Annotated in this window: 14 protein-coding genes and 1 tRNA gene; 7 read left to right on the top strand and 8 right to left on the bottom strand. The window is 56.4% G+C overall.

Translation table 11 applies throughout. The features are described 5' to 3' along the window. Positions 1 to 9: 9 nt before the first annotated feature. The 6 genes from ACP7B0_RS07145 (at position 10) to ACP7B0_RS07120 (ending at position 7,425) form a co-directional block, all read left to right on the top strand. Positions 10 to 3,357 carry a dermonecrotic toxin domain-containing protein gene (locus tag ACP7B0_RS07145; RefSeq protein ID WP_426140391.1) on the top strand — a complete coding sequence of 1,116 codons (3,348 nt, stop codon included), beginning with the start codon at positions 10 to 12 and terminating at the stop codon, positions 3,355 to 3,357. Positions 3,358 to 3,466: 109 nt separating this feature from the next. Then, positions 3,467 to 4,948, top strand: a complete 1,482-nt coding sequence (locus ACP7B0_RS07140) for a sensor domain-containing diguanylate cyclase (RefSeq protein WP_426140389.1) — start codon at positions 3,467 to 3,469, stop codon at positions 4,946 to 4,948. Beyond that, positions 4,945 to 5,169 (top strand): cysteine-rich CWC family protein, encoded by a 225-nt coding sequence (locus ACP7B0_RS07135; RefSeq protein WP_426140387.1) that lies wholly within the window; start codon positions 4,945 to 4,947, stop codon positions 5,167 to 5,169. The genes ACP7B0_RS07140 and ACP7B0_RS07135 overlap by 4 nt, the downstream gene beginning before the upstream one ends. A gap of 43 nt (positions 5,170 to 5,212) precedes the next feature. Further along, the gene (locus ACP7B0_RS07130; protein ID WP_426140385.1) at positions 5,213 to 5,908 is read left to right on the top strand and encodes a pseudouridine synthase; all 696 of its coding nucleotides are present in this window, start codon (positions 5,213 to 5,215) and stop codon (positions 5,906 to 5,908) included. 298 nt (positions 5,909 to 6,206) lie between these two features. Beyond that, on the top strand, positions 6,207 to 7,100 hold the full coding sequence (locus tag ACP7B0_RS07125) for an alpha/beta fold hydrolase (protein ID WP_426140384.1): 894 nt from the start codon (positions 6,207 to 6,209) through the stop codon (positions 7,098 to 7,100). 251 nt (positions 7,101 to 7,351) lie between these two features. Then, positions 7,352 to 7,425, top strand: a tRNA-Gly gene (locus tag ACP7B0_RS07120). Positions 7,426 to 7,758: 333 nt separating this feature from the next. Here ACP7B0_RS07120 and ACP7B0_RS07115 read toward each other — a convergent pair. Both ACP7B0_RS07115 and ACP7B0_RS07110 read right to left on the bottom strand, forming a co-directional pair. Then, a complete protein-coding gene (locus tag ACP7B0_RS07115) occupies positions 7,759 to 9,093 on the bottom strand; it encodes an APC family permease (protein WP_426140383.1) in 1,335 nt (444 codons plus the stop codon). A gap of 395 nt (positions 9,094 to 9,488) precedes the next feature. After that, a complete protein-coding gene (locus ACP7B0_RS07110) occupies positions 9,489 to 11,597 on the bottom strand; it encodes a TonB-dependent siderophore receptor (protein WP_426140382.1) in 2,109 nt (702 codons plus the stop codon). Between the two features lie 264 nt (positions 11,598 to 11,861). Between ACP7B0_RS07110 and ACP7B0_RS07105 the strand changes: the two genes are divergently transcribed. Beyond that, on the top strand, positions 11,862 to 12,227 hold the full coding sequence (locus tag ACP7B0_RS07105; RefSeq protein ID WP_426140381.1) for a glyoxalase superfamily protein: 366 nt from the start codon (positions 11,862 to 11,864) through the stop codon (positions 12,225 to 12,227). Between the two features lie 42 nt (positions 12,228 to 12,269). Here ACP7B0_RS07105 and ACP7B0_RS07100 read toward each other — a convergent pair whose 3' ends face one another. The 6 genes from ACP7B0_RS07100 to ACP7B0_RS07075 form a co-directional block, all read right to left on the bottom strand. Further along, positions 12,270 to 12,593 (bottom strand): DUF2025 family protein, encoded by a 324-nt coding sequence (locus ACP7B0_RS07100; protein WP_426140380.1) that lies wholly within the window; start codon positions 12,591 to 12,593, stop codon positions 12,270 to 12,272. 67 nt (positions 12,594 to 12,660) lie between these two features. Beyond that, a complete protein-coding gene (gene yiaY, locus ACP7B0_RS07095; RefSeq protein WP_426140379.1) occupies positions 12,661 to 13,809 on the bottom strand; it encodes an L-threonine dehydrogenase in 1,149 nt (382 codons plus the stop codon). A 177-nt stretch (positions 13,810 to 13,986) separates the two neighbouring features. Further along, positions 13,987 to 15,204 (bottom strand): class I SAM-dependent methyltransferase, encoded by a 1,218-nt coding sequence (locus tag ACP7B0_RS07090; RefSeq protein WP_426140378.1) that lies wholly within the window; start codon positions 15,202 to 15,204, stop codon positions 13,987 to 13,989. A 114-nt stretch (positions 15,205 to 15,318) separates the two neighbouring features. Continuing rightward, positions 15,319 to 16,443 (bottom strand): hypothetical protein, encoded by a 1,125-nt coding sequence (locus ACP7B0_RS07085; RefSeq protein WP_426140377.1) that lies wholly within the window; start codon positions 16,441 to 16,443, stop codon positions 15,319 to 15,321. Between the two features lie 7 nt (positions 16,444 to 16,450). Then, positions 16,451 to 17,530: a hypothetical protein gene (locus tag ACP7B0_RS07080; RefSeq protein ID WP_426140376.1), complete on the bottom strand. Its 1,080-nt coding sequence runs from the start codon at positions 17,528 to 17,530 to the stop codon at positions 16,451 to 16,453. Then, entirely contained in the window at positions 17,527 to 21,249 is a 3,723-nt protein-coding gene (locus ACP7B0_RS07075; RefSeq protein WP_426140374.1) for a hypothetical protein, read from the bottom strand. Before ACP7B0_RS07075 ends, ACP7B0_RS07080 begins: the two co-directional genes overlap by 4 nt. Between the last annotated feature and the right edge of the window lie 129 nt (positions 21,250 to 21,378).

The following is a 21,378-nucleotide window of genomic DNA, read 5'->3' as shown; positions in this document are numbered from 1 at the left end:
TCGCCTATTATGAACACCCCCGACGAAACACCCGAACCCCTCTCTTCGAACTCCGATTATCGCGAACCCTCCACCGGTTCTGGACTGGAGCATCCGATCTTCGTTGCATTGCGTGGTCGTTCGGCGGAGAAGCGGGATAGCCTCACATCAGGCAGTTTCTCTAGCCCGCCGTTTTACTACAGCACCGCTCAACCCATGGATAACCCCGCAACAACGCCCCCTGCGGACGATGATCAGCCCCGGCTGGTGGAGCTGCAAAAACTCAACTCGCTCAGAAAAAGCCCGGCAATGGCCTTGATCGCGCACTCGCCTTTGCTGCTCAAAGCCTGGCAACTGGACATGGATTGCCCACCCAGGGCGAGTGACTACCTGCGAGAACAGCTGCTCTGGCTCTTGCGCCAGCTCGGCAGCGACTCGCTGGACCCCGACACCTTGTTCATCAGGTTCTCCCACGACGATCATCCTGCCATTGAGGCCGGCGGGCGGGAGCGTTACACGTGGCAGGTTTCCCTGACAGACCTGGCAGTCCTGTCGTTCAACGTACCTGCAATGATCGCACTAATGAAGTCGACATTCTCCGACACACCGCTGCACCCCTCTCTGCCGGCTTTTACGGCAAGCGTGGCCCTGAATGCGATTTTTAAATCACCCTGGACGACCGATTACCTGGCACTGACCAAGGCGTTCTGGACCCGGCACGAACAGACGTATCGCACCCTGGCCAAACTGTCTTTCCTGCATGAATTACACGCCCGCTACCGAGCACAAAAGATTCGTCGGGAGTGTTATCAGGTAGCACTCGACGCGCTGGGGCTCAAGGATTTTCCGCAGGACCCGCAATGCCTCGAAGACTCGGCGACGGCGACGCTGGCAAGCGCGAGCCTGCTGTCGATCAATGGCCATCGAATCCCGGAGGCTTTTCAACTCAGGTCCCATCAAACGTCTCACTGTTTTATCCATCAACCGGATAGCAAGATGGAGCCCGTTGAATACATCAGCGATGACCGAACGCGAATGGCTCAAATGATGCTCGATGCCCTTAACGCTTCTGGCGCACTTGCGCATGTAACTGATCCGGACGAAAGCCAGCGAGCAATAGCGCTCGAACTCGTCAACATTGAGGGGGATATCTTTTGCGCGATTACCCAGGCTCAAAAAGAACGTTCCCTCCACGATGATTCACAGGTACGCGACATTGATTTGCTCAAGCCGATCCGGCTGGCGCTGAATCTGATCAGCGCCGTGGATCTTTGGCAGACCCGTCCGGGAGTCCTCCAGAAAATACCGTCGCCGTTGAATACTGCCGCTCGCATCATGCGCAAAGTCATGAAGCAAACGCACGGGCTGGATATAAACCCTGACCACGTATTTATTCGCTATGTAGCAAGCAACTCCTTTACGCCAATGGGCAGCCCCCGGGTGCCCGTGACTCAAGTGCATAGGCCTGACGGGGTGCCTGTCAGCCTGAGCCAGGCCCTGGTCAGCAATTATCGGGTCGAACAGGCCCTGGGCTATGTTGATCACGGTGCGCGCACGAGGGTTTATATAGACGCCACGGGAAAAGGCGACGGCACCGACATTCAGGAACTGGCCGTTACAGCCGAGGCCATTGAGCAGCACATCCGCAAGATCGATTTTCTGTCATTCATGACCGAGCGGATCAGCCGTTTCTGGGACGAGCACCAAAACGAGATCGAGAGCAGTTTCAAAACAGCCTTTATGGCCCAGGCCGTGTTGTGCCTTAAAAAAAAGTTACTGTTCAGAAACGGTTTTGACGTTGTGACTAACGCCATCGAACAACTGGACGCCCTTTTACACAACGATCACGTCAAGTGGTCGGCCATCGGCTTTAACTTGCAGCATTCACTGGTCGAAGGCCTGGAGGAAGTGTATTGCCCAAACCTGCTGGTGTTGTCGCAGCCCGGCGCATCACAACGCGTTCTCTATCAAGCCGGTTTCGCCGACGGCTTTGTGGAACTGGAAAGTGATGCGGCGATTGCCGGGTACATCCAGAAAGCCTCGAAGAACAAACAATGGCGTGAAGCGGTGCTCCATCACGTCCCCGTTCGCCATCACCAACGGCTGGATTACATCCTGAAAATATGGGCCGGTGAAGAACGGCCCGCCGAGCCCGTATCCCTGCTGCGCCCCTGGACCGACTCCCTTTACAACCCCGATGCCCATCAGGCTGCCGCTCACCAGTGGCTGCGCCAGGAACTTGTCAGGTCGCCATTTGGTTACATGCGCAAAACCCTGCAACAGAACGGTGTATGGGACGCGCAAGACATCATCGTGACGTCCCGTGAAGTGCTGCTCAACTATTGGACTCGTCAACTGAATCACCTGCAGCTTTTACTGGCACCGATGTCCTTTGTGCTGACGCCCGCCTTGCTGGCAACACTGGCGACCGAGGTCGGCCTTGTGACGCTCAATACGGCGTCGGCGAACTTGCCAGGCGCACGCTATGAAGAAAAACGTCAGGCCATGCTTACGACCTTATCCTTGGGTTTTTTCCAGATGACGCCTTTCACGCCAGCGATACTGCGCTCTTTCGGCAGACTCGTTACTCCGGGCAAAACCCTGAACACCGCCACCGCTGTGGTGCTCAGGACCAGAGGCTTCGGCTCGCGGCTGAACCGGTCAATGCACACTCGCCATACCCGCCTTGAAAAATTTTTCGAGACCGACAGCCTGCTTAAAACCTGGAATATCCCCGGGCAGCGCGGTTTCGGAACATTGCCGGTCAAGGCCTGGAAGCTGGGCCCTAAGTTTCTGCTGTGGACCAGCGATCGAGGCAAGGCCCGAACGCTGGTGGTCAGCACGCACGGCTATTACTTACCATGGAGCAAAAGCACGCTGATCCCCACTGGCACTGAACTGCACGTGTACGCACCTCATGGATATGAGTTGATCGACCCCGCGTTACATCGCGTCATCCGCCAAAACGCTAAGCCCTTTGCCGTCCTGGACAATCAAGCCAATACGCCTGTTGCGCCAGCGGACTCACTGACGCGCTATACCCTTACCGACAAATTACTGGCTGGCACGTCGCAGCCGGGGCACATCAAAAACTACACGCTGTCGAAGTTTCAATCACCGGATGACGAAAGTTACCAGTACATCAGCCATGTGGTGCGGGACTCCAACCAGTCGCCTTTGCACGGCCAGCTATCGCGTACCCCCATGGATGTGCTGACCGTGAGAAAGCGTTTCGGCATGCCCGACCCGACACTGGAGCAATTATTCAAAGCGTTGTTTGATCAGGGCATTCACTACGACCGGATCTTGCTGCTGCACTGCCGATGCCCGGCATTCAAATCATTGATGGGCAACGCACCGGTATACAGGGCGACATGAACCAATAGGCGCGCCGTGAAAGCCAGGCACCTATAAGGAGAATTCCCGATAGCGCGAGTAGTGGCGGCAAGCTAGCATGTGGTACTGACAATTTATCCCCGGACACCCCATGCCTTTTCGTTCCGCTATTAATTCACAACAGTCATTGCTGTTGACGTTGGTGATTCTATTAGGGAGCGGCTTTCTGGCAACTTCATTGCTCAGTTATTACTCTTCACGGGCATCCATTCGCGACAACATCATCAACACCGAACTGCCGCTGACTTCCGACACGGTCTATTCGGAGATCCAGAAAGATCTGGTGCGGCCGGTGCTCATTTCTTCAATGATGGCCCGTGACACCTTCATGCGCGACTGGGTCGTGGAAGGCGAGCGCAACCCCGAGCAAATGACCCGTTATCTGAAAGAAGTCATGGAGCATTACGGGACCTACACTTCTTTCTTTGTTTCCGATAGCAGCCTGACGTACTACCAGGCCAAAGGAGTGCTCAAGAAAATCGACGCCCGCGAACCCAGGGACGTCTGGTATTACCGGGTCCGGGACATGGCCGCGCCTTACGAGATCAATGTCGACCCGGACATGGCCAACAAAGACAACCTGACGTTTTTCATCAATTACAAAGTCCTGGACTACAGCAACAAGTTTATCGGCGCGACGGGTGTGGGATTGACCGTGGACGCGGTCGTCACGTTGATCGATCGCTATCAGCAGCGTTACCAGCGCAGCGTCTATTTCGTCGACACCTTCGGGCGCATTGTTCTGACCGGTGCCGATGGCGGCCCGAGCGGCGCGCTCGCGGGTCAATCGCTGCGCAAACTGCCGAGCCTGAACGACCTGCTGAAAAAACTACCCAAGCCACAAAGCGGCACCTACGAATACTCCTCCGAGGGTCACAACCACTTTCTCAACGTCCGATTCATCCCTGAGCTGAACTGGTATCTGTTCGTGGACAAGCGCGAGGACACCGCGCTCTACGATATTCGCCAGTCCTTGTACGTCAACCTGCTGATCTGTCTGATCGTGACTCTGGTGGTCGTGTGGCTGCTTCATCAATTGATCAACCGCTTCAAACACAAGATTGAGGCCCAGGCCACCCTCGACGCGCTGACCGGCCTGCCCAATCGTCGTGGCTTCGACATGCTGGCGTCCAAGACCGTCAAGGACACCCAGCGCGAAGCCAAGCCGCTCACGGCAATGCTGCTGGACCTGGATCACTTCAAGAAACTCAACGACACCCATGGGCATCTGGCGGGCGACCAGGTGCTGGCCGGATTCTCGGAAGACTTGAAAAGCTGCCTGCGTCAGTCGGACATCATTTGCCGGTGGGGCGGCGAAGAGTTCATCATCCTGCTCAAGAACAGCGACAGCAGAGGCGCCCGACGCATCGCCGAGAAAATTCGCCTGCTGGCCGAGCAGCACACCTACGTGTTCTCCAACCACCCTCTGCAAGTCACCGTCAGCATCGGCCTGGCCGAACTGCGGAGTGAAGACACCCTGCAAACCTTGATTGCCCGGGCTGATCGTGCGCTGTACGCCGCCAAGCTGCACGGGCGAAATCAGGTGTGTATCGAGGAGGCACTCAGCGCATGAGCCTTTCAGCCATCGACCCGGACCGCTGCCCGGCATGCGGCTCCAGCAACCGTTGCACCCTGGCCGACCCGCGCACCGCCGATCAGGCTTGCTGGTGTTTTTCGGTGGTGATTGATCCAGCCATTATCGAAGCCCTGCCCCAGGAAGTGCGCGACCAAGCCTGCCTGTGCCCCCGCTGCGCAGGAATCGAACAGGCAGGCGCTGACAAGTCCGCCAGATAGGTCGTACCCTGTCGCCCTTCCCCGTCGTCCGAACTGCCCCTCCATGCGTCTCGACCGTTTCCTCAGTAATCTGCCGCGCTTCAATCGCAAGGACGTTCGCCTGGCCCTGGCAGGCCGACGCGTAACGGTTGACGGGCAGGTCACCAGCGACCCCCACCACGATGTGCGGGAATTCAGCTGCGTTCAATTCGACGACGAGGTGCTGCAACCCGGCAAACCTGCCCGCTATTTCATGCTGCACAAGCCAGCGGGGTGCGTCAGCGCCACCGTGGACCCGCAGCATCCAACGGTTCTGGACCTGCTGCACGAACCGGACAAACACGACTTGCACATTGCCGGTCGGCTGGACTTCAACACCACAGGGCTGATGCTGATCACCAACGACGGCCAATGGTCACGCCGACTGACGCTGCCCCAGACCAAACTGCCGAAGGTCTACCAGGTTGAAACCGAACAACTCATCGATGAGCGCTACATCGAGAAATTCGCGGCAGGGTTTTACTTCGCGTTCGAGGACATCACCACCCAACCCGCCCGATTGACCCTGCTGGGACCGCGCTCGGCCAGACTGGAGATCGTCGAAGGTCGCTATCACCAGGTCAAACGCATGTTCGGCCACTTCGACAACAAAGTGCTGCGCCTGCATCGCGAAAGCATGGCCGGCCTGACCCTGGACCCCGGTCTAGAGCCCGGGCAGTACCGTACGCTACACCCCGCGGAAATTGTGGCTCTCGGCTGATCAACGACCGCCTGGCAGAACCCTGCAATCAATGTACGAACGGCACTTGCGGGTTTGTCGGTCCCCTGCTTGAATCCAATCGTCGGTCCACATGTGACCGATGGGTCATGAACGTATTCTAAGAAACCCTTTTGTCGACCAGAGCCCCGGCTCCCGACAAATCGCCCGCCAATAACAACACCTGTCGAACAGATCGTTTCGGATCGACTTGGGCCCCTTAAGGCGAATGCCAACCTGTCACGAAACTCGTGCAATCTCGATTGCGCGCATAACTTGTTTACGCCAGGAGACATACGATATGAGGCCAGAGATCGCTGTGCTTGATATACAGGGACAGTTTCGGGTTTACACGGAGTTCTATCGGGCAGATGCCGCAGAGAAGACCATCATTCTGGTCAATGGCTCGCTGGCCACCACTGCGTCATTTGCACAGACCGTGCGCAACCTTTATCCGGACTTCAACGTGGTGCTTTACGATCAGCCCTACGCGGGCAAATCCAAATCCCACAACCTGAACGCGACGCCGCTGACCAAGGAAACGGAAGGCCAGATCCTGCTGGAGCTGATCGACCATTTCAACGCGGAACACATCATGTCGTTCTCGTGGGGTGGCGCGGCTGCATTGGTCGCGCTCGCGCACCGGCCACAACGGATCGAAAAGGCTGTGATCAGCTCATTCTCGCCGGTCATCAACGAGCACATGCGTGATTATCTGGAGCGTGGCGCGCAACATCTCGGTGTCCATGCGCGCTATGAAGTCGGCCACCTGGTCAATGACACCATTGGCAAACACCTGCCGCCCCTGTTCAAACGATTCAATTACCGTCACGTGAGCAACCTGGACACTCATGAATATGACCAGATGCACTTTCATATCAGCCACGTGCTGAATCTGGATCAGAACGAATACCTGAACGCGGCGAAAAACATCAACGTCCCGGTATTGTTCATGAACGGCGAATGGGACGAATACACCGCCCCCGCCGATGCCAGGCTTTTTGAGCGTGTCGTGGAAAACAGCACCTTTACGACCTTGCAAGCCACGGGGCACTTTCTGGACATGGAACACAAAGCCGCCTGCCGTGATTCGCGTTTCGCGCTGCGCGAATACCTGACGCCCCCAACGCCTACCCGAAGCCGCGCCACCTACCACTACAGACAGGCCCAGACAGAACATGCCTTCGCCCTCTGAGACCAGCGCTCGACCGAGCCGGGGAACCATTCGCCAGCGCGACAACGCCGTATTCGGCGAATGGGCTCCACAGGGTTTCAGCCAGTTCAAGGCATGGGCACGAAATTAGCGCTTCAAATCAGCGGTCCATTCTGGTACAAAGTCAGCCGCTCAGAGCGGATGCCGTCTAACGGCATGACTCCAGAGCCCCGAGCTGATAACGAGGGTCCTTACAGGATTACCCGTTTTGTGAGCAAAGGAACACGCGTAAAGCGGGTATAGTTTAGTGGCAAAACGAAAGCTTCCCAAGCTTTAGTTGAGGGTTCGATTCCCTCTACCCGCTCCATCCCCCCAGTGTTTCCGGGCCTTCCGGCCGATTTCCTCTCTGCTTTACAGACCGTCAAACTCACCTCGCAGTCCCCAAGCCCAGCGTCCCCAAAAGCCCCATAAAAATTAGTGCACTGTCGATCCCGTCCACCCGATGGTGGTCTGATGATTCCGCATTGCTTGAGTCCTGTATTCCACGAGGTTCAGGCCATTCGCGAATGGTTGTAGTCGCGTATGTATCCCCTCCGCCCCGCTTCAAGCTCATTGAGACTGTTGAATTCGCCAGGCACAAGAACTCGCATTTCAACATTCCGAAAATGCTTTCCATAGCTGCATGTCCTTCCAATCTTCTTCAAAGGTCTGATCCTTTGACAAATGCCGGTCTCACCCCGGCAGCGCGTGTTAAGCCATAAAGAACCACACCGCCCATCATCATTCCTCCGGCGCGAAGCCAAGTCTCAAAACCTTGCTGCGTCAGTAGCAGCAGGCAGGACGCGATTGCTGCAACGGGCACCCAGGTCGGTACCCGAAAGTGTTTTTCCGAAACAACATCGCTTCGCAGCACCAGGACGGCAAGATTGGTACTGATAAATACGAACAGCAGCAGCAACACTACGGTCTGCGCCAAGACCGCCAATGAGCCGGTGAGCGTGAGTACCACCGCAACTACAGACGTTGCCATGATGGAGAACCATGGGGTACGACGCTCGGGCAATACCTTAGCCAAGGCGCTCGGAAGCAGACCCTGCCGTGCCATGCCATATGCAAGGCGGCTGGCCATAATCATGGTCAGTAGCGCACCGTTTGCGACCGCAATAAGCGCAATGAACGCGAAGATCCTGGGTGAGATACCCAGTCCGGAAGCCTTTACGACCTCCAGTAACGGCGCGGATGAAGTGATCAAGCGGTCAATCGGCATAACCGAAGCGGCGGCTATCCCTACCGCGATATAAACCGCTCCTGCAATGAGGAGAGCTCCGAACAATGCCCTCGGATACGTTTTGCGAACGTCGTGGATTTCTTCAGCTAAATTAGCAGATGTTTCGAAGCCTACGAACGAATAGAAGGCAAGCAGCGCTGCGCCGAGCACCGCAAAAGCAGGATTCACCCCTGGCTTGAACTCCAGAGCTCGGCTCATATCGGCGTCGCCCGTGCGGAAGAACCATGCAGCTGCAAGCACCACTAGCAAGAGGCCGGACAACTCGATCACTGTCATCACTAAATTCGCGGACAGTGACTCCCGGATGCCGCGAGCATTGAGCAGCGCAATGACAATCAGAAACACCAGTGCTGCAAGATGCTGGGGTACATCGATGAACGCCGCCAGATAGCCGCCTGCAAATGCCAAGGAAAGCCCTGCCGCGCTTGTGACCCCCGCAGCCAGCATACAAAAGCCAATCAAGAAGGCTACCATCGGAGATCTAAACGCTTTGCCCGCAAAAACGGCGGCTGCACCCGCATGGGGATATTTAGTCACCAGTTCCGCATAAGAACCGGCAGTCAGCATCGCGAAAACCAGTGCTATGAGGAGCGGTACCCAGATTGCTCCACCGACCTCTCCAGCAATAGTGCCCGCCAGGGCGTACACCCCTGCCCCCAGAACATCACCGAGGATAAACAACAGAAGCATCGGCCCAGTGACCGCGCGCTTCAGAACTCCACCTGCCTCGTTAGTTGCACTTTGCATAATTCGTTACCGGCTTGGGGTTCACTGTTTAACGCTACAGGAGCGGTAGCGAGGCTTTTGCGCTGGGGTGAAGGCTGAGAACAGCTGTGACCAGCGACGCCAGCAGAACTTCGGATCATCCCCATATCACTATGTTGAAACTTTCGGCACTTTCGGGTGACCAGTGGTACTCACAGTCCAGCAGAAGATGTGAGGAAGAAACCTACCGGCGAAGACCTGGCTCTTTTAAAAGGGGTTGATCCTATACATCCCATCTAAAGGCCTTTTATAGCGTCGGCTTCATTTGTCATTCTCGCCGCCTCAGGCCGTGTAGCCTTGAATGAGCACAGGGACGCAGCCATACCCTGTGCTTACGATCATTTAGCCGCCCCTGTCTGTACGTCGCCCATCCCCCCTCAGAACTTCCAACTCACCGACGCAGTGAAGTTGCGCGGATCACCATAGTTGCTCTGCCCATAACGCACGGCTTGCAGGTACTTTTTGTTGGTGAGGTTGTCGAGGTTGAGTTGGGTGCTCCAATGCGAGTCTATGTCGTAACGCGCCATCAGGCCCACCAGTGCGTATGCGCTCTGGTTGGCAGCGGGGGTATCGTCGTTCTGGATTTCGCTTTGCCATTTCACGCTGCCGCCGACTTTGATCTTCGGCGCCGTGGGCAATTTGTAGGTCATGGTTGAAGTGAGCGCATGGCGTGGAATGAATTTGCGTCCGCGATTGTCATCGGCATCGGTGATGTAGACGTAGGTGTAACCACCGCTGGCCTGCAGGCCCGGAGCCAGCTCACCGGAGGCTTCCAGTTCGACCCCGTCGCTTTTGAAGGACATGCCGTCGTACAAATTACCGCCCAGGCTCGCGTCATAGCCGGAGTAAGTGGCGACGTTGTCCTGCTTGGTATGAAACACCGCAGCAGAGACGTCCAGCTTGTTATCAAGCAGGCGCCCTTTGATGCCCGCCTCGTAGCTTTTGCCCTCCAGCGGATCGATGACTTGCCCTTGGGCGTTGAGGTAGTACTGCGGACTGAAGATCTCGGTGTAGCTGGCGTAGAGCGAGTACTGCGGTGTCAGGTCGTAGACCAGGCCGGTGTACGGCGTGACCTTGCCATGAATACGCACATTGCGACCCGAGCCATAGTTCTCACCATCGCTGTCGGCGCTGAGCATGCGCGCACCGGTGATCAGGTGCAGGTCATCCGTGAGGCTGAAACGCGCACCGGCGTAGACACTCTTCTGTCGGTCCGTGTAGCTGGAGGTGTCAGCCTCGTTGGCGATGTCGTACGTAGACCTCGGAATAGAGCCGCTCAGCGCATCGCTCAGCGAGACCGAGGTGTAATACGAAGACGTGCCGTACAGTGAAGCCTCGTTGTTGCGCGTACGCGCCGCATTGGCGCCGAGGGTCAACTGGTGTTCCCGTCCGCCGAGGCTGAATGGGCCGCTAAACGAGATATCGCCGTCCACCTCGCGGTTCTTGTCCTTGTACTTGGAGGACAGGCCGGTGTAGCCGGTATCGGAGGCGCTGTTGGCGTAGATGTAGAACATTTCAGTGTCTTCGCGGTGCTCCATCGCGGTCAGGGTCAGGGTCGACTTCCAGTCATTGGCGAAACGGTGTTCCCACTCGGCAAAGGCCCGCGTGGTGTGCACATCCCAGTAAACCCAGGGTTGCGAGATGTTGGAGCGGGTGCTGCTGTAGTGCACCGATCTGCCGCTGGCATCCGTCAGCGGCAATGCGCCCCAACTGGCGCCATTGGCGTTGGTCTTCTGGTCTTCATAACCCACGGTCAAGGTGTCGCTGTCGGTCAGGTCGAACGCGAGCAGGCCGCTGAAGATGTTCTTTTCCCGTGAATAGCGGTCCAGGTAAGAGTTGCCCACTTCGTTGGCGTAGATCAGGCGCCCGCGAACGTTCCCCGACTCCGTCAGGGGGCCGGACAGGTCAAGATCCACCCGACGCTTGTCCCAGGAGCCTGCGCTCACATCGATTTTGGCCTGGGGCTCGTAAGTCGGGCGCTTACGGACGAAGTTGACCGTGGCCGACGGATTGCCGCTGCCGGTCATCAGACCGTTGGCGCCGTGCAGAATGTCCACTTGCTCATAGGGTGCCATGTCGATATCGCCCACCAGCAGGCCGTTGACCAATGGCATTCCCATGCCGTCGTACTGGAAGTTGGTGATGTCGAAGCCGCGGGCGGTGAAATAGGTGCGGTCGGTTTCAACTTTCTGCACGTTCACACCCGGCGTACTGTCGAGCACATTGCGGATACTGTTGAGCTTGAAGTCGTCCAGTTGCTCGCGCTTGATGCTGGTCACGCCTTGCGGGGTTTCCTGTGCCGTGAGGTTCAACCTCGTCGTGCTCGCAGTGGGCTGCGCCCGATAACCCTCCTCTCCATTTTCCAGACCTTCGGCCGTGGAATTGATAGTGGTGGAAGGCAGAGTCAGTGTGCTGTCATCCGCAAAGGCACTGTTGATAATACTCAGGGCAATCAACGAAAGGGCAAACGTGGGCATAGGGCGCATGAACGGCTGAAGCTCCGAATATAAAATTGTGAATGATGTGCATTCGCAATGTTTACATTTGGCGCAAATGAAAATCAATGCTAACTGTGAATTTAATGCATTTACTCTGTGGAGCATTGTGATCGGGCGGCCGCTGCGAATGGACCTACGCATCCCGGGACCGTCGCCCATCGGGGTGAGGGTCATGCTATCGTCCGCGCTGCCACCCCAGCCAACGCGACAGGCTTTGCGCGGCGTTCAGTCAATTGTCCAGATGGAGAAGGCATGGAGCTTTCAGCTGCAATACCCCTGTTTCGAATGTTCTCGGAAGATAAAGCCAGGGAATTCTATGTCGACTTTCTGGGCTTCAGCATCGACTGGGAGCACCGCTTCGACGCCAATTTCCCGCTTTACCTGCAACTACGCAGAGGAAACCTGCTGATTCATCTGACGGAGCATCATGGCGATGCGACGCCAGGGTCGACGGCATTTGTGCCCGTGACCAATATCGTGGAGTTGCGCGACGAGCTGGCAAGCAAGAACTATCGATATGCCAAACCGGCATTGCAGGATCAGGGTTGGGGGCGGGTTCTGGAGGTGGCGGATCCGTTTGGAAACCGCATTCGCTTCTGTGAGCTGTCGAACGACTAGCGCCTTGAACGGGCCAAAGCGCTGAGTCACTGCTTAGTTGGTTTACGCCTTCACCCGCCGCTCCACCACAATTTCCGGCAGATCCAGACGGCGCATGTAGAGGCGTAACGGCTCGGTGATGCGCAGGCGATCGTCGATGTTTTGCTCAAGCAACAGTTGCAGGCGCTCGCGACTCAGGGTCATCAACTCGTTCTGTACCGGGGCCCAGACGAACTCGCAGGTGGGCGTGATGCTGGCGTCGGCGACGTCCATGCCGAAGGAGTCTTCGCTGAAACGAACGATGTGGCGATGGGCCTTGTGGTGGTAGCCGACGAAGCCTGCGAGTCGGTCGGCAGCTTCGCAGATGGCGCTGGAGGTGGTCTTCATCAAAAACCTCAGTGACAGGTTCAGGCCCGCGATGACGGGCATCGCGGGTGTTGGCACACGGCGGTAATCAGAGCGCGCGGCGGAAGATGTCTTCGATCTGCTGCTGATCGGCAGGCCGCGGGTTGGTCAAGCCGCAAGCATCTTTAAGGGCATTGGTGGCCAGGATCGGGAAGTCTTCTTCTTTAACGCCCAGAGCAGTAAGGCCGGGCGGAATGTCGATGGACGCCGACAGGCTGCAAATGGCTGCAATGGCGGCGCGAGCACCGTCTTCAGGAGACAGCCCGCGAGTGTCCGCGCCCATGGCGTGAGCCACATCGGTCAGGCGCTCTGCGCATACGCTGGCGTTGAAACTTTGCACATGGGGCAACAACACGGCGTTACAAACACCGTGAGGCAGGTCGTAAAAACCGCCCAACTGGTGCGCCATGGCATGCACGAACCCCAGCGATGCATTGTTGAAGGCCATGCCCGCCAGGAACTGCGCGTAAGCCATGTTTTCCCGGGCGGTCATATCCGAACCATCAACCACCGCTTTGTGCAGGTTGTCGGCGATCAGCGCCATGGCCTTGAGGGCGCAGGCGTCGGTGATCGGCGTGGCAGCGGTCGAAACGTAGGCTTCGATGGCGTGAGTCAAGGCGTCCATGCCGGTGGCGGCGGTCAGGGATTTCGGCATCTTGGCCATCATCGCCGGGTCGTTCACGGACAACAGCGGCGTGACGTTGCGGTCAACGATTGCCATTTTCACGTGGCGCACTTCATCGGTGATGATGCAGAAACGGGTCATTTCGCTGGCAGTGCCGGCGGTCGTGTTGATGGCGATCAGCGGCAGTTGCGGTTTGCTGGAGCGGTCCACGCCTTCGTAGTCGCTGATGTGTCCGCCGTTGGTGGCGCACAGCGCAATACCTTTGGCACAGTCATGAGGCGAGCCGCCGCCCAGGGAAATCACGAAATCGCATTCACGCTCGCGCAGGATGGCCAGGCCATTCTCGACGTTGCTGACGGTGGGGTTGGGCTTGGCGCCGTCATAAACCACCGAATCAATGCCCTGCTCCACCAGCAAACCGGCGATCTGCGCGGCCAGACCCGCCTTGGCCAGGCCCGCGTCGGTGACGATCAGCGCCTTGAGAAAACCGTATTTGCGGATGGCCTCTAGCGCCTCATCGAGACAGCCCAGGCCCATGATATTGACGGAAGGAATGAAAAACGTGCTGCTCATGACGGATCCTCGTGTTGGACGATCAGCCGAGCCATGACACGCAACCCGGCATGGGAATGCTTGCAGCATGAGCGCCCGGGATGCAGCAGGCGTTGATCCAGCTCAATGAATCAGGACTGAGCCGGGGAATGGCCGCCCGTTTTTCCTGGGCGGTCAGTTCATTGGATGGGTAGCAGGTCAGCCAATAAATCCATCCGCCACCAGCAGCGTTTCCAGGCATTGTTCCTGAATGCCATAGAAGGTTTTCAGTTCCTGAATCCTGGCCAATATGTCGCTGGATTTAAGCGGCACGGCGCGTTTTACGGCCAGGATCATCTTGTTCTTGTTGGTGTGTTCAAGGGAGATGAACTCGAACACCTTGGTCTCGTAGCCGCAGGCTTCAAGCAGCAGCGCACGCAGGCTATCGGTGACCATTTCCGCTTGCTGGCCCATGTGCAGGCCGTATTGCAGCATGGGCTGCAGCAGCGTCGGGCTCTGGATTTGCAGGCGGATCTGTTTGTGGCAGCACGGCGAACACATGATGATCGACGCCCCCGAACGAATGCCCATATGAATCGCGTAGTCGGTGGCGATGTCGCAGGCGTGCAAGGCAATCATCACGTCCAGGGCGCTGGGCGCCACGCTGCGCACGTCGCCGCACTCGAACACCAGGCCGGGATGCTCCAGGCGTGCCGCCGCGTTGTTGCACAGCGTGACCATGTCTTCACGCAACTCCACCCCCGTCACCTGCCCTTCGGCCCGCAAGGTATTGCGCAGATAGTCATGGATGGCAAATGTCAGGTAACCCTTGCCCGAACCGAAGTCCGCCACCTTTATCGGCTGATCCAGCTCGAGCGGCGAAGACGTCAGGGCGTGGGAGAACACCTCGATGAACTTGTTGATCTGCTTCCACTTGCGCGACATGGAGGGGATCAGCTCATGCTGTTTGTTGGTCACGCCCAGATCCGTGAGGAAAGGCCGGGTCAGGTCCAGGTAGCGTTTTTTCTCCCGATCATGGTCGGCCGAGGGTGCTTCACGCTCCTGCTGGGCCTTGCTCTTGAACAGTGTACTTTTGCCTTTTTTGCCGTATTCGAGTTGCACTTCATCGGTCAGGGACAGCAGATGCGCGTTCTTGAATGACGCCGGCAGCAAGCCACCAATCAGTTGAACAGCCTCGCCAAGCGGCAGGTTCTTGGTGATATCGCGGGTCTTGTAGCGATACACGAACGACAGGCAAGGCTGATCCTTGACCGTCAGCTGTTTGATGATCACCCGCTGCAACTCGGCTTCATCACCGACGTATTTGGCCAGGACCAGCTTGATAAACGAGTTCTGGGACAGGCAGTTCTCCAGCAAGCTCAGAAATTGAGCATGGTGATCCTGAGCAGACTGGGCGGGAGTTGCAGTAACTGACATCGAAAAAAGCCTCGGGGCGGCTGAAGCTGGAAAGCAGCGAAGGCGGGTATTTTAAGTGGGTTGCGGGGCGGGGGTTAGTTTTTATTCTGCGTGAATGACTCAAAGTCGTCATTCCTAATCCACATACCGCACATGCCTCGCCATCAGGTTCGGGCGTTTGAAGGTGTCGATATTGTCGATATTGTCCAGCAACTGATTCAGCTGTTGCTTGTAGGTTTCATCGTCCATGTCGATCCAGAAGCGGGGATTGCGGCCGGTCTTCAGGTCGTGGGCGGCGGTGGTTGGGTCAAGATGGCGAAACTCTTCATAGCGGGGCAAATCCGGCAGCGGGCGGCTGGTGTCCATGTAGTTCTGCAGGAAGTCCCACAACGCGCAGGGCATTTGCCAACGATTGTCGACGTTTATCAACGAGGAGAAATTGATCACGATGTCCCGATAACGATGGGCGATGCATAACACATGGTTCATCGAACCCTGCCGATCCGGCCCGGATTCGAGGTAGGCGTCGAACTCGTAGAACGGCGCGGTTATTTTTCCGACGGTGCCGTTCTTTTTGTATTCGCCGTTATTGTTGTAATCGAACAATGTCACAAGTCCGGTGCGGCGGTTTAGTTCCCAGATGGGGCCTCGGGACGGTTTTACCCAGAGTTTGGGGAATTTGTAGATGACTAATGAGCCTATCATCCAGCACAGTAGAGGAAGACCGATGAACCACGAGAGAAAATTCTTAAGCATATCTAGGGCAACAACCTCCCATGGCTCTAAATCGACATATATCACCACTGAGGAAGCGAAGATAGAAGGAATCAAAAGAACCAAGAAAAATCCTTTACCGAACATGGCCATATAAATCCAAAAATGAGACCGCTTTGACCAAAGTGAATATCTGAACCGTTCATGGTCGTGTCTGTCGTGGAAATCCACATATTCATAGGGCGCGGGAACGTAAGTACCCAACGCAAGTCTTTCCTCACGCTCTTTCCGCATATCTGCTTGAAAACGTAACTTCTCAGGCGCACGTTCACGCAGAAAATCATCTGGGGTAACATTCTGAGGCTCTCCCCACGGCAAGCGTTTTTTGCCAAAACGCTTGAGCCATGACCGCTCCGTTGAAGGTTGTTGTTTAGGAATGCCGTCTGAACGATAAGCCGTGGCTGCATAATAAGGCGTCTTCTGGGCACTCAGTTCGCGTCCTTCGCCGGGTTTTCTGGGCGAGGGTTGATATACGTTTTTATACATGACTTAGTCATCTTTCTCGATCCACATACCGCACATGCCTCGCCATCAGGTTCGGGCGTTTGAAAGTGTCGATGTTGTCGATGTTGTCCAGCAACTGACTCAGCTGTTGCTTGTAGGTTTCATCGTCCATGTCGATCCAGAAGCGGGGATTGCGGCCGGTCTTCAGGTCGTGGGCGGCGGTGGTCGGGTCAAGATGGCGAAACTCTTCATAGCGGGGCAAATCCGGCAGCGGGCGGCTGGTGTCCATGTAGTTTTGCAGAAAGTCCCATAGCGCGCAGGGCATTTGCCAGCGGTTATCGACGTTCACCAAAGACGAGAAATTGATCACGATGTCCCGATAGCGATGAGCAAGAAACAACACATGGTTCATCGAACCCTGCCGATCCGGTGCAGACTCAAGATAAGCATCGAACTCATAAAATGGCGCCGTTAACTCTCCGATTGTGCCGTTCTTTTTGTATTCGCCGTTGTTGTCGTAGTCAAAAAGCGTGACCAGACCGGTGCGACGGTTTAGTTCCCAGATTGGGCCTCGGGAGGGTTTTACCCAGAGTTTGGGGAGTTTTCTTAAGACTAATGAAGCTAACGCCCATGCAACTAATGGAGGAATTAATATAACGCAATAGGTTTCAGCCATAAAATTTAAAAAAGCAAAAAAAAACGGCTCGTAAGAAGTTGAAGCTACGAGAAGTGCTGTAACCAGGAAGAGAGGACTAAATATTATCGACCAACCCTTGCCGAACGTATATAGATACATCCAGAACTGAGATCGACTGGACCAGCGCGAAAATCTGAAACGCTCATGATCATGTCGGTTATGAAAATCGACATGTTCATAAGGCGCAGGAACGTAGATCCCCAAAGCAAGCTTTTCTTCACGTTCTTTTCGAATAGTCTCTTGACATCGCAATTTTTCAGGTGCGCGTTCGTGCAGAAAATCATCTGGTGCCACACTTTGAGATTTCCCCCAGGGTAGACGCTCCTTGGCAAACCGGTTCAGCCAAGAGCGCTCCGTGGAGGGCGCTTGACCAGGAATGTCGTCTGAACGATAAGCCGTGGCTGCATAATAAGGCGTCTTTTGGGCACTCATTTCGCAGTATTCGCCCTGTTCTCGGTTTCATCGGCCCAGAACAGCCGTTTCGTAGCGTCAAAATCAGGTTTCGCGTAGGTCGGCCCGAAGGGGGTCGGATCCTTGGGTGGTGGCGCCGGAAAGACCCAGGTTCGCTGGCCGTCATTCAGTGTAAGCTGAGCGCGCACGCGCCATACGTGATAGACCTCCGGCAAGTTTTCCGCAGGTTCCGCCTTATAGGAATAAGGTGTTTTGACGAACAGTTCCAAGGCGCCCGGCAGTAGCCGATAGGCAACTGGCGTCACGGTAATCTGTGAGCTGCTGGTCTTGCTCCGATCGCTGTATTGATCGAAGAAGACTTCAACGCTTTTCAGATTGAGGAAAGCCTGAGTCCCCAGCTCGCCAGGTCCATTCAATAACCCGCTCAAATTACTTTCAATACGAATTCGCGTATTGGCGCTGCGCACCGGAAAAGGTACCGTGGCGCGAAAATCCAGCAGGCCATCAGGAACGTATTCAGGGTTGCGGTCGATACTGATTTGGATATTGGCAAATAAGCTGACCAGGTAATAAAAAGCTTGTTCAGGATCTTGCAGATGCTCGGCAGCACCATTTTGATCGTCACCGAATGGACCTTTTTTCAACCAATCTTCAATGGGCTTGCTGCTCAGCCAGTACGCCAATCCCGCACCAACGACGACCAACAGCAGCGAGGCCCAACCCAAGGGGCTTAAGCCAAGGTAAGCGGTGCCGCCAGCCACAAAACTGCTCGAAGCTCCGATCAAGCCCCCGGACGCCATGATCAAATGGCCTAAATAGGCGTCGTCGTCCCAGTTGTAGGAATACCAGGCGTCGTAGAGGTTGAGTCCGGCGAAAATTAAACCAGCACTGATTTGGGCTAGTAAACGAGAACTGTATTTTTTTACCAGCCGATCACTAAGCGATCCAAAAAGTTGCTTCGCGATATCATCGGATAAGGTGAGCACGGTTTTACGCCCAGCAGCCAAAAACGATTTACTTCCCGAAAGCTTAACTGTCAGCGTTTCGAGCGCAATTGCCAAATCAACGACCGCTCCGAAAGAGCCTACTCCACCCCGAACTGCATTCTTTTCCCTGCTGACTTGCTCACGCGCCCCTAATTCATTCAACAAATTATAAATCTCCAACGCCACAATCGCCCCCGCCACCGGCACCGAATCCAACACCTGAAAAGCCCTACTACCGTGCATCGAATCCCGCAGCTTGATCGCGCTCTCCAACCCACTCAGCTTTTCAGGCTTATCCGCTGCACGTTTGGCCGCGTCCTCTTGCCAGGCGTCGTTAAATCGTTGGTTGAGTCGACTAACTGTGAATGCTGTGCGGTGATTACGCGGGATGCCGAGCACGACTCGCTCCGTCGGGAGTTCCGGCTGCGGCCGAGCAAAACCATGATCCTCAGCAGGGGATTTCATGACGCCATGCTGATTGCGATAGACCCCGTAGACCTGCGCGGCGCGGCCGATTTTTTCGGGCATGTCGTCCAGGCCGAAAATGTAATAGTCCTTTCTCCGAGCGTCAGCGTGAGACAGAAAGTGCAGGTCGCCAAACGCTTGCGGCAGCATGCCGCGCATTTGGGCGAGGCTGCGTCGATGTGCTGCTTCTTTCAATCGAAAGCGCGTGACGGCCGGGTGTTGCAGTGCAATGTGTTGCGCGCCATGGACCGCCCGTTCGGCGGCTTCGATTGCACCCTGCAGGTTTTCATTGATAGCGACCAGCGCAGCCGCGCCGGCCTTCAGTTCAAGGGTCACCGTATTGTTCAGGCCGCCGCTTTTCAGCAAACTCGCCAAAAACACCGCATCAATCGTCGAGTAGGCTGCTGCGGGCAAAACACTGTCGTGTTCGGTACTGGCCAGTTCCGTTGCGCGGAAAACGCCATCGCCCTGATTGACATCGGGACTGTCGGGCGCTTGATAAGGCGCGTCTAGATCCTGTTGCCCTGCATCCGGCCAGAGCATGCGATGCATCGGATGCTGCGGATCGTTAATGACGTTGGCGATCCACTGTTGACCTACGCTGGCTTCGGGGCTGTAGAGGCTGAGGCCGGTCATGGCGTCGGTGATGTCGCCGCTGGCGGCCAACGGGTCGTAGCCCGACGGGCCCAGCGCCAGGGTGACGAACAGCTGGCTGACAAAATGAAAAGCCGCCGCGTATTGGAAGCCATCGAGACTCAAATGATCGGCCAGGGATTGTTCGGTCTGCCGTTGTTGCAGGCATTCGCTGAGCAGCGATTGGCTCATTTCCTGCTGACGCCACAGCTGGGCGCGTTCGCTGCTGGCGGTGAAGCGGTTGATATCCAGCCGGCTCTTTTCCTTGAGCATATCGAGTTGCTGGTGCAGCGGGTTCTTCCTGCCGCCGATTGACTGCGGAGCGATCAACTGTTGCACCAACAATGCACTGGCGTGATGTGGATAACATTGCGCCCTCGCGCCGCACAGTTCCAGCAGGTGGCGCTGTTCATGAATCCGTGTGCTTAAATGGCGCAGGCGGTACTGGGTGTCGTGCAGCATCACGCCGTAAAGTGCGCGAGAACGCGCCGCTTGCAACACGTCAGATGCAGGCGGTTGAGCCGTCCATAGGCCCGCATCGCCTTGGGTATTCGGGTCGATAATGTGCTCAAGGCATTGTGCCCAGGCACCGATTTCCAGCGGCAATGGAATGTAAGGCGCAGTCCCCGCTTCGCATTGCCGCACATGTTTGCGGGCAGCATCGAAGGCGTTCGCCAGGAACTCTCCGCTCAGGTCGCACAGGTAGCGCGCAGGTTGATCGATCATCCACTCAAAACCGGTTTGCCGCGTGCGTTGCGGTGCCGGCACCGACAGCGGAAAAGCGCTTCGATTGAGGTTCAACCAGGTGACATGCGCTCTGCCGGCCGCAGCCTGATTGTCCTTGTCACGCACATCAAAAGCGCTGAAGGCTTCCAGCATGGCCACACCATCGGGCCTGTCAGCAAAGACGGTTTTGGAGCGTTGTTTCGAGACCCGCAAATCCGGGCTTTGACAGCGCTGTCGGCGCAACGCCGCATCGCTTTCCAGACGCTGCAATCTGGCCCCGCTCAACTGCACTTCGCTGAAACACAGCTGCGTGTCTACCGGTCGATCATTCCAGTTGGACGGCAACCAGATGTCGTCCAAGGCCCCGCCGGTAGCAAGCCGCGCATCGTCGCCGTATCCCTCGCCCTCGCGAAACTTCTCCAGCTCTATATCGTGATAGGTGGTGCGCTCGTTGCTGATCCTGACTTCCAGTTCACGCCACAGCCTGCCGTTGACGAAGACATAGATAAACCCGGCACGGCACAACACGGGAGTACCATGATCGTAAGCGCTGTTGACACCGGGCAGGGCAACAAATGGCAGTACCGGGACGATCTGGTTCCACTGCTGATCCAGTTGCCTCGGTGTGATCCGTGCTTCGGGGAGTGGTAACAGAATCGGCTTGCCGTGCTCGGTCTCTATCTCCAGCATCAGGCAATGCCTGGGCTCGCCGGACCAGTCCCAGACATGCAAGGCGCTGGGCGCGCACATGTAGGCGGTCACCGTTTCGGGACGGTCTTGCGCGGTGAGTGCATCCAACCGTTTGCTGGCATCTTTCTCGTAGAAAGCCAGACGCTGGGTCGAGGGATGATTCTCGCCGATTACCTGAACGATGAGTTTATTGATTTCACAGCACGGGCCCCGGCTAAGGGCGCCAACGGGATCAGGCATGTCAGGACTCCTGTCCTGTCACGCAAAGCTGATAGCGAGATTGGATGAGCACCGGCAAGTCCTTGACCTTGGAAAGGCAGGACTTTGCATCTTGATGGTTAAAGCGTCAGTCAGCGATGGGCCGGTGAA

The sequence above is a fragment of the Pseudomonas sp. DWP3-1-2 genome, assembly GCF_049896285.1.
Lineage (GTDB): Bacteria > Pseudomonadota > Gammaproteobacteria > Pseudomonadales > Pseudomonadaceae > Aquipseudomonas.
The sequence above is the reverse complement of the archived record's forward strand: the minus strand, read 5'-3'. Positions and strand labels throughout refer to the sequence as shown.

What these genes read in the sequence shown, in the direction of transcription:
- ACP7B0_RS07115 (WP_426140383.1), bottom strand. Translation starts at nt 9,093, where the DNA reads ATGCAAAGTGCAACTAACGAGGCAGGTGGAGTTCTGAAGCGCGCGGTC.
- ACP7B0_RS07090 (WP_426140378.1), bottom strand. Translation starts at nt 15,204, where the DNA reads ATGTCAGTTACTGCAACTCCCGCCCAGTCTGCTCAGGATCACCATGCT.
- ACP7B0_RS07080 (WP_426140376.1), bottom strand. Translation starts at nt 17,530, where the DNA reads ATGAGTGCCCAAAAGACGCCTTATTATGCAGCCACGGCTTATCGTTCA.
- ACP7B0_RS07110 (WP_426140382.1), bottom strand. Translation starts at nt 11,597, where the DNA reads ATGCGCCCTATGCCCACGTTTGCCCTTTCGTTGATTGCCCTGAGTATT.
- ACP7B0_RS07075 (WP_426140374.1), bottom strand. Translation starts at nt 21,249, where the DNA reads ATGCCTGATCCCGTTGGCGCCCTTAGCCGGGGCCCGTGCTGTGAAATC.
- ACP7B0_RS07100 (WP_426140380.1), bottom strand. Translation starts at nt 12,593, where the DNA reads ATGAAGACCACCTCCAGCGCCATCTGCGAAGCTGCCGACCGACTCGCA.
- ACP7B0_RS07105 (WP_426140381.1), top strand. Translation starts at nt 11,862, where the DNA reads ATGGAGCTTTCAGCTGCAATACCCCTGTTTCGAATGTTCTCGGAAGAT.
- ACP7B0_RS07135 (WP_426140387.1), top strand. Translation starts at nt 4,945, where the DNA reads ATGAGCCTTTCAGCCATCGACCCGGACCGCTGCCCGGCATGCGGCTCC.
- ACP7B0_RS07085 (WP_426140377.1), bottom strand. Translation starts at nt 16,443, where the DNA reads ATGTATAAAAACGTATATCAACCCTCGCCCAGAAAACCCGGCGAAGGA.
- ACP7B0_RS07140 (WP_426140389.1), top strand. Translation starts at nt 3,467, where the DNA reads ATGCCTTTTCGTTCCGCTATTAATTCACAACAGTCATTGCTGTTGACG.
- ACP7B0_RS07125 (WP_426140384.1), top strand. Translation starts at nt 6,207, where the DNA reads ATGAGGCCAGAGATCGCTGTGCTTGATATACAGGGACAGTTTCGGGTT.
- ACP7B0_RS07145 (WP_426140391.1), top strand. Translation starts at nt 10, where the DNA reads ATGAACACCCCCGACGAAACACCCGAACCCCTCTCTTCGAACTCCGAT.
- yiaY (WP_426140379.1), bottom strand. Translation starts at nt 13,809, where the DNA reads ATGAGCAGCACGTTTTTCATTCCTTCCGTCAATATCATGGGCCTGGGC.
- ACP7B0_RS07130 (WP_426140385.1), top strand. Translation starts at nt 5,213, where the DNA reads ATGCGTCTCGACCGTTTCCTCAGTAATCTGCCGCGCTTCAATCGCAAG.